This is a genomic window from Actinoplanes sp. CA-131856, assembly GCF_050956135.1.
In the GTDB taxonomy this organism is placed as follows: Bacteria; Actinomycetota; Actinomycetes; order Mycobacteriales; family Micromonosporaceae; genus Actinoplanes.
On the sequence record NZ_CP191849.1, the window covers coordinates 4,390,867 to 4,403,937 of the forward strand.

At 71.2% G+C, this 13,071-nt stretch carries 12 protein-coding genes; 7 read left to right on the forward strand and 5 right to left on the reverse strand.

Translation table 11 applies throughout. The features are described from left to right. Nucleotides 1-130 precede the first annotated feature (130 nt). Nucleotides 131-1,126 (reverse strand): LacI family DNA-binding transcriptional regulator, encoded by a 996-nt coding sequence (locus ACQP2X_RS20255; RefSeq protein WP_498699190.1) that lies wholly within the window; start codon nt 1,124-1,126, stop codon nt 131-133. Between the two features lie 180 nt (nt 1,127-1,306). On the opposite strand from ACQP2X_RS20255, the gene ACQP2X_RS20260 reads away from it, so the two are divergent. Next, on the forward strand, nt 1,307-1,777 hold the full coding sequence (locus tag ACQP2X_RS20260; protein ID WP_498699191.1) for a 2'-5' RNA ligase family protein: 471 nt from the start codon (nt 1,307-1,309) through the stop codon (nt 1,775-1,777). Here the strand turns inward: ACQP2X_RS20260 and ACQP2X_RS20265 are convergent. After that, a complete protein-coding gene (locus ACQP2X_RS20265) occupies nt 1,774-3,153 on the reverse strand; it encodes a S28 family serine protease (RefSeq protein WP_498699193.1) in 1,380 nt (459 codons plus the stop codon). The two genes, ACQP2X_RS20260 and ACQP2X_RS20265, sit on opposite strands and share 4 nt — an antisense overlap. 16 nt (nt 3,154-3,169) lie before the next feature. Between ACQP2X_RS20265 and ACQP2X_RS20270 the strand changes: the two genes are divergently transcribed. Further along, nucleotides 3,170-4,351 (forward strand): MFS transporter, encoded by a 1,182-nt coding sequence (locus ACQP2X_RS20270; RefSeq protein WP_498699195.1) that lies wholly within the window; start codon nt 3,170-3,172, stop codon nt 4,349-4,351. Here the strand turns inward: ACQP2X_RS20270 and ACQP2X_RS20275 are convergent. Beyond that, nucleotides 4,348-4,836 carry a GNAT family N-acetyltransferase gene (locus ACQP2X_RS20275; protein ID WP_498699197.1) on the reverse strand — a complete coding sequence of 163 codons (489 nt, stop codon included), beginning with the start codon at nt 4,834-4,836 and terminating at the stop codon, nt 4,348-4,350. The genes ACQP2X_RS20270 and ACQP2X_RS20275 overlap by 4 nt on opposite strands. A 42-nt stretch (nt 4,837-4,878) precedes the next feature. On the opposite strand from ACQP2X_RS20275, the gene ACQP2X_RS20280 reads away from it, so the two are divergent. Further along, the gene (locus ACQP2X_RS20280) at nt 4,879-5,163 is read left to right on the forward strand and encodes an ATP-binding protein (RefSeq protein WP_498699199.1); all 285 of its coding nucleotides are present in this window, start codon (nt 4,879-4,881) and stop codon (nt 5,161-5,163) included. A gap of 129 nt (nt 5,164-5,292) precedes the next feature. On the opposite strand, the gene ACQP2X_RS20285 is transcribed toward ACQP2X_RS20280, so the two are convergent. Further along, nucleotides 5,293-5,916, reverse strand: coding sequence for a DUF998 domain-containing protein (locus ACQP2X_RS20285; protein ID WP_498699201.1), 624 nt, complete (start codon nt 5,914-5,916; stop codon nt 5,293-5,295). 103 nt (nt 5,917-6,019) lie between these two features. Between ACQP2X_RS20285 and ACQP2X_RS20290 the strand changes: the two genes are divergently transcribed. Both ACQP2X_RS20290 and ACQP2X_RS20295 read left to right on the forward strand, forming a co-directional pair. Further along, nucleotides 6,020-6,817: an SAM-dependent methyltransferase gene (locus ACQP2X_RS20290; protein ID WP_498699202.1), complete on the forward strand. Its 798-nt coding sequence runs from the start codon at nt 6,020-6,022 to the stop codon at nt 6,815-6,817. Further along, on the forward strand, nt 6,814-8,784 hold the full coding sequence (locus ACQP2X_RS20295) for a putative bifunctional diguanylate cyclase/phosphodiesterase (RefSeq protein WP_498699204.1): 1,971 nt from the start codon (nt 6,814-6,816) through the stop codon (nt 8,782-8,784). Before ACQP2X_RS20290 ends, ACQP2X_RS20295 begins: the two co-directional genes overlap by 4 nt. On the opposite strand, the gene ACQP2X_RS20300 is transcribed toward ACQP2X_RS20295, so the two are convergent. Continuing rightward, the gene (locus ACQP2X_RS20300; protein WP_498699207.1) at nt 8,694-10,589 is read right to left on the reverse strand and encodes an MFS transporter; all 1,896 of its coding nucleotides are present in this window, start codon (nt 10,587-10,589) and stop codon (nt 8,694-8,696) included. The two genes, ACQP2X_RS20295 and ACQP2X_RS20300, sit on opposite strands and share 91 nt — an antisense overlap. Nucleotides 10,590-10,753: 164 nt before the next feature. On the opposite strand from ACQP2X_RS20300, the gene ACQP2X_RS20305 reads away from it, so the two are divergent. Both ACQP2X_RS20305 and ACQP2X_RS20310 read left to right on the forward strand, forming a co-directional pair. Continuing rightward, a complete protein-coding gene (locus tag ACQP2X_RS20305; RefSeq protein WP_498699210.1) occupies nt 10,754-11,185 on the forward strand; it encodes a universal stress protein in 432 nt (143 codons plus the stop codon). Between the two features lie 43 nt (nt 11,186-11,228). Next, nucleotides 11,229-13,058 carry a M48 family metallopeptidase gene (locus ACQP2X_RS20310; RefSeq protein ID WP_498699212.1) on the forward strand — a complete coding sequence of 610 codons (1,830 nt, stop codon included), beginning with the start codon at nt 11,229-11,231 and terminating at the stop codon, nt 13,056-13,058. Nucleotides 13,059-13,071: the final 13 nt, after the last annotated feature.

Below are 13,071 nucleotides of genomic sequence, written 5' to 3' on the forward strand. Positions count from 1 at the left end.
GCCGGCGGTTGATGGCCGCCTCACGGGCGTGCGCGGCCGTGAGGAGGCCGCCTCGGGCGTCGAGCGGGTAGCTCTGGGATCGTGCGCGTGCTTGGGCAGGGAGTGGGGGTGGGACGGGGAATGGGCCGGGTCACGCGTGGCTGGGGTGGGAACTCTGGCGGACGCGCAGCTCGGCGGGGAAGACGCAGCGCCAATGCGGGGCCAGCTGGCGGGACACCATCGCTCGGGTGGCGGCGGCGGCCATGGCCTCCACGGGCTGGTGGACCGAGGACATCGGTGGGGTGGCGCATTCCGCTATGACGCTGTCGTCGAAGCCGACGACGGCCACGTCCTGGGGGATGCGCCGGCCCGCGTCGGCCAGGGCCTGCATGGCGCCCGTGGCCATCAGGTCGCAACCCACGAAGATGCCGTCGATCTCCGGCTCCTCGGCCAGCAGGCGCTGGGTCAACGTGTAGCCGTCCTCGCGCCGGAACTTGCCGCTGGCCGCGATGTCGGGCAGGCCCAGCTCCAGCACGGCGCGGCGATGACCCTCGCGACGGCCCTCCGCGCACGCGTTGCCGTTTTCGCCGTGCAGGGCCGCCACCCGGCGGCGGCCGCTCTCGTGCAGGTGGATCATCGCGGCGCGGGCGCCCTCGGCGTTCTCCAAGCCGATGTACGGGACGCCGGGAGCGGACGGGCTCATCGACACCACCCGGTCGCAGCGGGCGTAGAACTCGCCGGCGATCTCCGGTGGCACATTGATGAGCAGCACGCCCAGCGTGACCGTGTCGGCTATCCGGGTCAGCAGAGCCCGCGCGCCGGCCTCGTCGACCACGTGCACCCGCAGCTGCGCGTTGCCGCCGGCCAGCTCCTGGAGGATGCCGGCGGTGACCCGGCCGTAGTACGGGCTCGTGCCGAAGAGGGACGGCTCGTCCACGACGACGAGCTCGATGACCTCGCCGTGGCCCGAGGCCAGTGCCCGCGCGACCGGGTCGGGCCGGAAACCCAGGGCGGCGATGACCTGCCGTACGTGTTCGCGCGTCTGCGGCGCCACGCCGGGCGCATCGTTGATCACCCGGGAGACGGCCGCCTTGGAGACTCCGGCCCGGCGGGCGACATCGGCCAGCGTCGGCCTCCCGTGCGGCATCGGCCCACTATAGGCCGAGCCGCGCGCGACGGCCGCCCCGTCGACGCTCGCGAAAAAGGCGCTCGTGGGAGAGGCACTCGCGGAAGGGGCGCCCGCGGAAGGGGCGCCCGCGGAAGGGGCGCCGCGCCATGAATGACCGCCGGCGGGCGTGGCGAAGGGCAACCCGGGTACAGGTGTCGTGTGCATACCGTTGAGCTGCTGCTCGACTCCGGGCTCGAGTCCCTCGTACGACGGCAATGGCTTTGTCTCCGGGAAGCCGGTCTGCCGAGCCTGGCCACGCACGGGCACGCGAGCAACCGGCCGCATCTGACGGTGGCCACCGGGGAATCGCTGGCGGGGCTCGCGACCGTGGACCTGCCGCTGGCCGCCGAGTTCGGCGCGGTCACCTTTCTCGGGCGGGCGGCCGTCTGGGAGGTGCGGCCCACCGAGGCGTTACGGGAGCTGCACGCGCGCGTCTGGTCGTCGCTTCCCGGCGCCTGGCCCCCGCCCGGCCAATGGGTTCCGCACGTCAGCCTCGCCCTTCGGGTGCGTGCCGACCAGCACGATGCCGTGCGGGCCGCTCTCGGCGACCTGCCCCGGGCCGTGGGGCGTTTCGTCGCGGCCCGGAGCTATGACACGGTCACCCGTGCGGTCACCCCTGTGACCTCTTAGAAGCGGTGACGGTCCGGCAGCATGTCGTCCAGCGGCAACGGCGCCGCCAACTGGGCCGTGGCGGCGGTCGCCGGGACGCCGGCCCACCGGCGCAGCGTCGCGGTGGCCGCCGCCGCGTCCTCCGGCTTCAGGCGGGCGATGTTCGCGCCGTGGTTGGCGCCGGGGGCCAAGTACAGGGCCGAGTCGCGGCGGCTCGGGGTGAAGCGTTCCGCTCCCCACGGGTCGTTCTCGCCGTAGATGAACAGCATCCGCTGTGCGCTCGTGCGCACCCACAGGTCGACGTCGATCATCGGCAGGGGATTGTGGGGGCGGCGCAGTTCCTTCGGCAGTGACGAGTTGGCCGTGTACAGGCCCGGGTAGTTGCGCAGGCCGCGCAGGTGTTCGAAGCGCAGGCTGGGCCAGCCGAGCTGGGTGGCCGCCTGGTAGTAGTACGGCCAGTAGTACTCCAGGGCCTGGTCGGTGTAGAAGCTCCACCCGGCCACGCCGTCGATCCAGTCGTACAACTGCTCGTCGGTGGCCGTGGCGGCCGCCGGAACGGCCGCGCAGTCGGCCTCCGCGCTGTACTGCCAGAACGCCCACACCGAGTCGAGGACTGTCATCTCGAACGAGCGGTCGGCGGTGCCGATCGTGCGCGTGAACGTCCATCCGTTCGCGGCAGCGTCGGCCTGGAGGCGGGCGACCAGCGCGGCCCGCCGGCGCAGCGCCTCGGCCTGCACGTCGTCCAGGGCGGTGCGGCACGCGGGCGTACCCACGGTGTCGAAGAACTTGTCGTAGGCCGTGTCGGCCGGGTTGATGACGTCGTTGGGAGCCACGTACGCGACCACGCCGTCGACATCGTTCGGATAGAACCGCCGGTGGTAGACGGACGTCATGCCGCCCTTGCTGCCGCCCGTCTGGATCCACTTGGTGGCGTAGACGGTCTTGAAGGCGGTCACGATACGGTGCTCGTCGCTCGCCTCCTGCCAGATGGTCAGGTCGGACCAGTCGGCCGGCGCGGGCCGGGACGGGGTGAAGAAACGGTGCTCGACCGACACCTGATTGGCGTTCAGCAGCGCCGTCGGCTCCGTCTGCGACGGACGAGGGGTGGCGGCCAGGCCGTAGCCGCTCGTGGACAGCACGACCGGGCTGTCGGTGGACCGGTGCAGCAGCGTCAGGCGCTGCTCGTAGCTGCCCTGCCCGGGGTGGCGATGGTCGGCCGGCTGGCGGTACGTCATCACGAAGAACCGGTAGCCCGTGCCCTGCGTCTGCGAGACCACGGTCAGGCCGGGTATCGCGGTCAGCTGATCGAGCAGCGGATCGCCGGCCGCGCGGGCCACGCCGGCCGGGGACAGGACAACGAGCAGGGACGCGAGGGCAGCGACGATGCGTAGTCTCACGCGTCCGACCATATCGATGAACCGCGATCGGCAAAAGGACCTGGGGCGGCGGTGGGCCGCGTTCGGCGTGAGCGAGTTCGGCAGCGCCGTCGGCTACACGGCCCTGCCGGTGGTGGCGGTGCTCGTGCTGGGCGCCTCGGATTTCCAGGTGTCGCTCCTGACGGTGCTGGCCGGGGTGGTCAGCGCGGTCGCCGCCCTCCCGCTGGGGCCCTGGATCGAGCATCGGCGCAAGCTGCCGGTGATGGTCACGGCCGATCTCGTACGGGTCGTGGCCGTCGGTTCGGTGCCGGCGGCGGCCCTGCTCGGCGTGCTGACCTACTGGCACCTGTGCGTGGTGGCGGTCGTGCAGATGGTGGCCCGGCTCGCCTTCGACGCGGCCGGCGTGGCCCAGCTGCGCAGCCTCGTGCCGCCGGAGCATCGGGCCGAGGCCAACGGCCGGTTCGAGACGACACTGTGGACGGCCAACGCGGCCGGCCCGGCGGCCGGGGGAGTGCTCGTCTCGTGGCTGGGCGCCACGGCCACGATGGTGGTGGACGCGGCCAGCTTCCTCGTGTCGGCGCTGCTGCTGCGCGGGATGCGCGTGCCGGAGCCGCCACCACCCGTACTTCAGAAGCGGGACCTCGCCGGCGGCTGGCGGCACATCTTCGGGCACCGGGGACTGGCCGTGCTGTTCTGGAACTCGATGATCTTCGGCGGATGCGTGCTCGCCTCGGTGCCGCTGCTGGCGGTCTTCGTGCTGCGGGACCTGGGCTTTCCGGCCTGGCAGTACGGGCTGATGGCCGGGGTCGCGAGCGTGGCCGGCATCGCCGGGTCGATGCTGGTGAAGCCGCTGCGGCGGCGGATCGGCGAGCATCGGGTGCTGCTGGTGGCCGGGGCCGGGCGCAATCTGTGGATGGGGCTGATGCCGCTGGCCACGGCGTCGACGGGCGGGCTGGTCCTGGTCGTGGCGTCGGAGACGCTGATGGTGTTCTTCGCGGGCATGTTCAGCCCCACCTTCGCGACGTACCGGATGAACGCCACCGGCGACGGCCACATGGCGCGCGTGGTGATGTCGTGGTCGGTGGCGAACAAGGTCGTGCAGCCGGTCGTCATCGCGGCGGCGGGCGCGCTGGCCGCGGCCACCTCGGTCCGGACCGCGCTGGCCGTGCTCGCGACGATCTTGATCGGGGGTGTGGTGCTGTTGCCGTGGAAAGCCTAGAACAGAGGGCTGCGGCGTTCGAGGAGGACGACGTCGCGCCAGCGGTCGCCCTGGCGGCCCAGGCGCTCGCGGACGCCGACCGTGCGGAAACCCGCCGCCCGGTGCAGGGCGAGGCTGGCCGCGTTCTCCGGGAAGATGCCCGACTGGATGGTCCAGACGCCGGCCCGCTCGGTGGAGTCGATGAGCGCCCGCAGCAGCGCCCGGCCGACCCCACGGCCCCGCGCCGCCGGATCGACGTAGATGGAGTGCTCGACCACGCCGGCGTACACCGGACGGCTCGACACGGGCGAGACGGCCACCCACCCCAGCACGGCGGGCCCGGCCGCCACGAACCGGTGCGCGGCGAGCCGTCCCCTGTCGAACGCCTCCCACGAGGGCGCTGCCGTCTCGAAGCTGGCATCGCCGCCGTCCAGCCCGGTCTGATAGATGGCCAGCACGGCGCCGGCGTCGGCGGCCCGCATCGGGCGCAGGGAGACTTCGCTCATCCGTCCGGAGTTTAGACAGCCTGGTCAGGGTAGGTTGGCCGGGTGACGCCGCATCTTCGTGGCCGGGAAAAGGAGCTCGAGCGGCTCACGGCCGTCCTGGACGAGACCGCCACCGGCCAGGGGCAGGCGCTCGTCCTGCGCGGCCCGGCCGGCATAGGCAAGACCACGCTGCTCGCCCACGCCGCCGCCGAGGCGCGCGGGCGGGGCTGGCGGGTGCTGCGCGCGGCGGGCGTGCAGGCCGAGGTCAATCTGCCCTACGGCGGGCTGGAGCGCCTGTTGCGGCCGGTGGTGACCGCCTCCGCGCGGCGGTCGCGGCCGGCCTGCTGACGGCTCAGGAGCGCCGGGTCGCCGAGCTCGCCGCGACCGGCCTGACCAACAAGGAGATCGCCACCCGCCTCTACCTGTCGCACCGCACTGTCGGCTCGCACATGCACCGGCTCCTGCACAAGCTCAACATCACCTATCGCACGCAGCTCGCCGAGGCCCTCGGGCCCAGTGGGCCATCAGGGCCAGAGTGGCCACCTCGGCCGCGCACAGCAGGCGCTCCACCGTCCCCAGCGGGATGGCCCGCCACCAGCGGACTCCCGTCCACGGCTCGGAGATCAGGGCCCACAGGATCGGGCTGAAGCAGAGCAGGGACACGATGCCGAAGGCCAGGATCAGCGGGTTGCGGCGGCCGATCGCGATCGCGGCCGCGGGCAGGCTCAGAAAGGCCAGCAGGCTGGCCGCCCGGTGGATGTCGCCGCTGACCGACGGGCCGCCGGCGGCCCAGTTGTGCTTCTCGAAGACGACCACCCCGATCAGGCCCACGGTCCACAGGACCAGGCCGATCGCCGTGACCGAGGACGGCCCGATCAGGCGCGACCGGATCAGGGCGGCCAGGACCGCGATCGAGGCGGCGGCCAGCAGGAGGGTGGCCACGTCGAAGGCCCAGCCGTGGGTGAGCAGGGCATAGTGGCTGATCGTGCGGGTCCGCCAGTCGAGCTCGGACGTGGCGTGCAGCCAGGCGAAGAGGGCCAGGCAGACCGCCACGCAGGCCAGCGCGAGCCGGGGGAGAAGGCGGGCGGGCGAGGCGATCATCGGGGATCAGCCTGTCAGCTCTTTCTGTGTGGCACCTGAAGATGGTTGCACCAGGGATTCCCATTCGATAGACAGTTGTGGTTCTTGAGACTGGGGGGTCAGGGTGGCGGAAGACTGGGTTCCGGCGGGCGTCGACGTGAGCCGGCCGTCGGCGGCGCGGGTTTACGACTATTTTCTGGGCGGGGCGCACAACTTCGCCGTGGACCGGCAGCTGGCCGAGCAGATCGAGGCGATGACGCCGAACATCGCCGAGACGATGCGGTCCAACCGGGTCTTCCTGCGCCGGGCCGTGCGGTTCCTGGTGGCCCAGGGTGTCCGGCAGTTCCTCGACATCGGGTCGGGCATCCCGACCGCCGGCAACGTGCACGAGATCGCGTTGGAGGCGGCGGCCGACTCCAAGATCGTCTACGTGGACGTGGACCCGGTGGCGGTCGAGCACAGCCGGGCCATTCTCGCCGGCACCGCCAACACCGCCGTGATCCTGGCCGACGCCCGCGACACCGAGCGGATCCTGGCCGAGGCGGGCAAGCTCCTCGACTTCGACGAACCGGTCGCCGTGCTGCTCGCGGGGGTCCTGCACTTCATCCCGGACGGCGACGACCCGAGAGCGACCGTGCGGGCCTTGCGGGACGCGGTGACGACAGGCAGCTATCTGCTCGTCTCGCACGCGACCGCGGACGGGCAGCCGGCCGAGGTGATCGAGGCGCAGCGGCTGTCGGGGCGCACCGCCACCGAGATCACGCTGCGGACGGCGGGTGAGATCGGGGCCTACTTCGACGGGTTCGAGCTGGCCGAGCCGGGCCTGGTCTTCATTCCGCTGTGGCGGCCCGACCCGCAGGAGCCGGCCGACGAGCACCCGGAGCGCATCGGGGCGTACGCGGGAGTCGGAAAGAAGAAATGAGCTTCGTCGAGCGGTGGCGCCGGCAGCTCGCCGGCGCCGGATTCGTGCCGCTGGACGCCGATCAGCTGGACGAGCTGCTGACCGGGCTCGCGTCGCGGCTCAACGAAAAAGCGGGTGAGGGTGTGGGCGCGGCCCTGGTCGAGGCCCGCCTCACCGACCCGGCGATGCTGGCCGCCACCGTCGAGGTGATCGGCGACGAGAAGGTCGCGGCGCGGGTGGCGGCCGGGTACGCCCAGGCGATCCGGGCCGCCACCATGGCCGACCAGGAGGAGCTCAACCAGGCGGTGCTGCGGGCCCTGCGGGCCAGCGAGGCGCGCCTGCGCGCGGTCTTCGACAACGCCGCCATCGGCATCGGCGTGAGCGCCATGGACGGCCGGATCGTGCAGGTCAACCAGGCCTTCGCCGACCTGCTCGGCTACACCCGGGACGAGATGTGCCACCTGCTCGTGCCGGGGCTGACCCATCCCGAGGACCCGCACGACATGTGGCGGATGTACGAGGGGGTCATCAACGGCGACGTCGACCACGTGCGGATGGAGAAGGCCTACTACCGCAAGGACGGCGGTGAGATCTGGACCGACCTGACCGTCTCGCTGATCCGCGACGACGACGGCGCGCCCGAGTTCACGATCGCGATGGTGCAGGACATCACCGACCGGCGGCGGCTCAAGAAGAGACTCGAACATCAGGCCACCCACGATCCGCTGACCGGCCTTCCGAATCGTACGAAGATTGCCTCCGACCTGGTCCGCATCTTCCGCGACCACGCGAGTGTCGGCGTCTGCTACCTCGATCTCGACGGTTTCAAGAGGATCAACGACACGCTCGGCCATCAGGTGGGCGACGAGCTGCTGGCCGCGGTGGCGACCCGCCTCGAGCGGAGCACGAACCACGTCGCCGGTCGCATGGGCGGCGACGAATTCGTCGTCCTCGTCGAGGACCCGCAGGACATGCGCAAGCTCGCCGAGAGCATTCTTCAGGAGCTTTCCCGGCCGTACGTCATCAGGAAGCACCGGCTGCGCATCTCGGCCAGCATCGGCGTCGTCGAGAGCGAGGTGGCCGCGACCAGCCCGCAGGAGCTGATGAAAGCCGCGGACCTCACTCTGTACGCCGCCAAGTCGGACGGCCGGGGCCGTTACGTCATGTACGACTCGGAGCGCGACGCCCGCCAGGCCGCCCGGTACGCGCTGGCCGCCGAGATGCCGGACGCCCTCGACCGCCGCGAGTTCACGCTGGTCTATCAGCCGCTGGTCTCGCTCCAGGACCGCGAGCTGCGCGGGGTGGAGGCGCTGGTGCGCTGGGACCATCCGCGGCTCGGCCGGCTCGGCCCGGACGCCTTCATCCCCCTGGCCGAGGAGACCGGCGTCATCCTGCCGCTGGGCCGCTGGGTGCTCGAGGAGGCGTGCGCGCGGGCCGCCGAGTGGGCGAAGGACTTTCCCGGCCGGCGGGTGGCCATGAGCGTCAACATGACCGTCTCGCAGGCGCACGATCCCGGGTTGCTGGCCGATGTCGACGGCATCCTCATGCGTACCGGATGGGACCCCGCCCTTCTCGTTCTGGAATTGACCGAGAGCGCGGTCATGGATCCGGACGGGACGGCCGCGCTGCACGGCCTGGCCGAGCGGGGCATCCGCATCGCCATCGACGACTTCGGCACCGGATATTCGAACCTGGCCTATCTTCGGCGTCTGCCTGTGCACGTGCTCAAGCTGGCCGGGCCGTTCGTCGAAGGGCTGCGGGAGAGCGACAGCGTGGACGAGCGGATCGTCGAGACGATCATCAAACTCGCCCACGCCATCGGGATCAGCGTCACGGCCGAGGCCGTCGAGACCGCGCCGCAGGAGGCCGCGCTGCGCCGCCTCGGCTGCGACACCGGTCAGGGCTGGCTGTTCTCGCGGCCGCTCTCCTCGTCGGGGGTCACCGAGCTGCTCGTGAAGAGCCTCTCCTCGTCGAGCGCGGACGTCTGAACCACCAGCACGTCACAGACCGCGTTGCGGACCACCCCGGCCGGCACCGATCCCAGCAGCGCGCCCTGTGACGCGCCGAGGCCGCGGTTGCCGACCACGATGAGGTTGGCCGGGTTGGTGCCGACCGTGTCCAGCAGGGCCTGGGCCGGGTCGCCCTCGACCAGCCGTTGCTCGATGTAGCGGGCGCGTTCCCGGGTCAGCCCGGTGACCGATTTGTCCAAGGCCTCGCGCGCGACGGCGGCGCCGTACAGATCGCGGTGCACGCCCTCGGCCGGGGGCGCCGCGTCGCCGGTGCGATAGGCGGTCACCACGATCAGCCGGGCCTGGGCCGCCTGGGCCACCTCGGCCGCCCGGTCGACGGCGTACAGGCTGGTCGCCGTGCCGTCCGAACCGACCACCACCCGGTCGTACACCGTGATGCTCCGCTTTCCGCCCAGCGGCACGATCGGCGACTCGTCGGCCTCGTCCGGCGGATTCACCCACAGCATGGCGATCGCGCCGATGCCGAGCAGCACGCCGGCCAGGGTGATCGCGTGTGAGCCCTTGCTGTCCAGCCAGTGCTCGTAGATCCAGCCGAAGGTGACCGTCTGCACCAGCATCGGCACCACGATCATCATGTTCAGGATGCCCATGTAGACGCCGGTCCGCTTGGCCGGGACCATGCTGGCCACCATCAGGTAGGGCACGCCGACCGCGCTCGCCCAGAAGATGCCGACGCCGATCATCGGGATCAGCGTCACCCACTGGTTGTCGATGCGGGCCAGCCAGACCAGCGAGAGGGCGGCCAGTCCGAGCGCGATCGCGTGGACCCGCTTGGCCCCCATCCGCTGGGCGAAGCCGACCAGGAACAGCGCCGAGATCATGGTGACGAAGTTGTAGGCGCCGTTGGCCAGGCCGCTCCACGCGATCGCGTCGTCCCAGGCCGGCCCGCCGGTCTCCGGGTTGGAGCCGAACACGGTCTCGCCCAGGCTCACCGCCAGGAACTGCCAGTAGATGAACATGGCGTACCACTGGAACGCGAAGACCACGCCGATCTTGTGCATGGCCACCGGCATCACCCGCACGGCGTCGGCGATCTCCCGGACCGCCGGTCCGAGGCCCTTCGGGGCCTCGCGCATCTCGGCCAGCTCTTCCTCGGAGGGCTTCAGTTCCTTCGTACGGGCCATCGCCGTCAGCACGGTCAGCAGGATGCAGAACGTGCCGATCATGAAGCACGCGAACATCCAGTACGGCACCCCGTTGCCGGCCGTGCCCTGCAAGGGCTCCACCTTCTGGAGCACGAACAGCGACAGGTTGGCCAGCACGGCGCCGGCCCCGGTGAACATGCTCTGGGTCAGGAAGCCGCGGGCCAGCTGCGACTTCGGCAACCGGTCGGAGATGAAGGCCCGGTACGGCTCCATCGAGGTGTTGTTGCCGGCGTCGAGCAGCCAGAAGCAGATCACGCCGAGCCAGAGGACGCCGACGAACGGGAACAGGAACAGGATGATCGCGCAGAGGAGGGCGCCGGACACGATGAACGGCCGTCGCCGCCCCCACCTCGGATGCCAGGTCCGGTCGCTGATGGCGCCGATCAGCGGCTGGATGATCAGGCCGGTGACCGGGCCGGCCAGGTTGAGGATCGGCAGCTGTTCGGGGTCCGCCCCGATCAGAAGGAACAGGGGGTTCACCGCCGACTGGGTGAGCCCGAAGCTGAACTGCACCCCGAAGAACCCGAGGTTCATCATCAGCAGGGCGGGGCCCGTCATCAGGGGCCGGCGCTCCGAGGACGGGGCCTGCTCGACGGTGTCCGACGTCGTAGTGGTCATAGTTCACCTTCTTGTGATCCACATCACACTCCTTGGCCGAAGCTAAACCGGGTGTGCATGGGTCGCAACTCGGAGTGTCGATGCGTTCGGCAGGGGCTTGAATCGACGGGCGCCGTTGACCCTTCGCCGTGGCCGGACTTGTAATGACGTCGGAGGTGACGGTGATGAGCGCATGGAAGACCGTCGTCGTCGGCGTCGACGGATCACCCGGCAGCCGCAAGGCGCTGACCTGGGCCGCCGCCGAGGCCGCGGACCACGGCGCCGACCTGGTCGTGGTCAACGTCTGGGAGCACACCCTGCTGCCGCCGGCCGGCAGTGTCAGCGTCTCCGAGCGGTACGTGCCCGAGCCCACCCAGCGCACCTCGGACGACCTCGTCCAGGTCATCCGGGAGGAGCTGGGCGACGAACCGCCCGTCCTGGTCCGCCCCCACGTCAAGCAGGGGCGCCCAGCCAAGGTGCTGATCGACGAGTCGGCCACGGCCGACCTGCTGGTCGTCGGGCACCGCGGCCACGGCGGCTTCGCCGGGCTGGTGCTCGGCTCGGTCAGCCAGCACGTCGCCTCGTACGCGAAATGCCCGGTGACGGTGGTCCGCTGAGCGGTGTATCTTCCTTCCACTTTCACGGGGAGGAAGATCGATCGTGTCCACTGCGTCGCGGGCCGCTCTGTCGGTCGCCATGCTGGTCGGCTTTTATGTGCTGGGCCTGATCCAGCTCGCGGCGGCCGGATTCCTGCTGTACGAGATCTGGGGCCACCTGCACGGCTACGGCGCGGCCAAGCTGAGCTGGCTCGTGATCATCGGTGTCGGCGCGGTCGTGGTCGGTCTCGGCAAGGCGCTGTTCGCCAAGCCGGGCGAGCCCGAGGGCCTGCTCGTCACCCCGCAGCAGGCGCCCGACCTGTGGCGGCTCGTGCACGACATGGCGGCCGCGGCCGGCACCCGCGCCCCCGACGAGATCCGGCTGATCCCCGAGGTCAACGCGGCCGTCACCGAGGACAGCCGGCTGCTCGGCCTGGTCGCCGGCGTGCGCCGGCTCTACCTGGGCATCCCGCTGCTGCAGACCTTCACCGTCGACCAGCTCCGCTCGGTGATCGCGCACGAGCTCGGCCACTACTCGGGCTCGCACACGCGGCTGGCCGCGATCACCTATCGCGGCCGGACCGCCCTGCACGAGACCCTGCGGCGCCTCGGGCCGCTGAACGTCTTCGGGTGGGTCTTCAAGGCCTACGGCCGCCTCTATCTGCTGGTCAGCAACGCGGTGACCCGGCGGCAGGAGCTGGAGGCGGACCAGGTCTCGGTGCGCGTGGCCGGCGTCGCCGCCGCGACGTCCACGATGCGGGAACTGCCCGTCGTCGGCGCCGCCTGGAACTTCTACTTCAACAACTACATCTCGTACGGCTGGGAGCTCGGTTACGCGCCCGACGACGTGTTCGGCGGCTTCCACCACCTCTACGCGGCCCGCACCCAGGAACTGGCCAAGCTGCGCGACGAGGAGCCCGAAAGCCACACCTCGCGCTGGGACACCCACCCGTCGGCGGGGGAGCGGATCGCCGCGATGCGCGCGCTGCCGCCCGTACGGCACCCGGCCGACGACCGTCCCGCCGGCGCCCTCGTCCCGCAGCTCACCCAGGCCGGCCTGGCCTTGCAGCGCGAGGTCGTCGACTTCGGCGCCCGGACCGTGCTGCCCTGGCCCGACTTCACCGCGGCCTCGATGACCCTGGTCATGCAGCACCGCGCCGACCGGGTGTTCCGCTCGCTGTCCCGCCTCTCCGGCATTCCCGAGGCCGGGCTGCCCGAGCTGTTCGAGCTGGTCGCCCAGGGGCGCCTGCGCGAGCTGGCGGCCGAGTTCCTGCCCGAGTCCCCCGACCCCGTCACCGAGTTCGCCGACATCATGGAGAACCTGATCACGCTGGCCGCCGTGCGCAGCGGCCAGGCCCGCTGGGAGCACTCGTGGTCCTCGCCGGCCCGGGTCGTGCACAGCACCGGCGTGCCGGTCGACTACTCCGAGATCGCCAAGCTGGCCGTCTCGCCGGAGACGCTCGGCGAGGCCCGAGCGCGGATGGCCCAGCTGGGCGTCCACGTCGAGGCCGCCCGCGTCGTCGAGACCCGGGCCACCGGGGCCGGGGCCGACGTGATCGGCGCGATGGCCAACGTCCGGGTGGACGACCAGGAGACCGACCTGATCCTGCTCAACCAGGGCCTCATCCTGGTGCCGGCGCCCAAGAGCACCGACGAGGGCGACGAGCGCATCGCCCGCATGCTGTCCTCGAACGACATCGCCGAGCTGGCCAGGACCTATCGCTACGTGCCGTTCGAGGAGGTCACCGGGGCCAGGATCGTCAAGGCGGTCCCGCTCAACGCCGAGCTGACCTTGCACGGCGGGGCCACGCTGGTCGTGAAGGAACGCTGGTCGGGCGACACGATCGGGGACAGCCGCGACACCCTCACCGAGATCCTGCGCCGCTTCAGCTGAAAGGGGACCACCG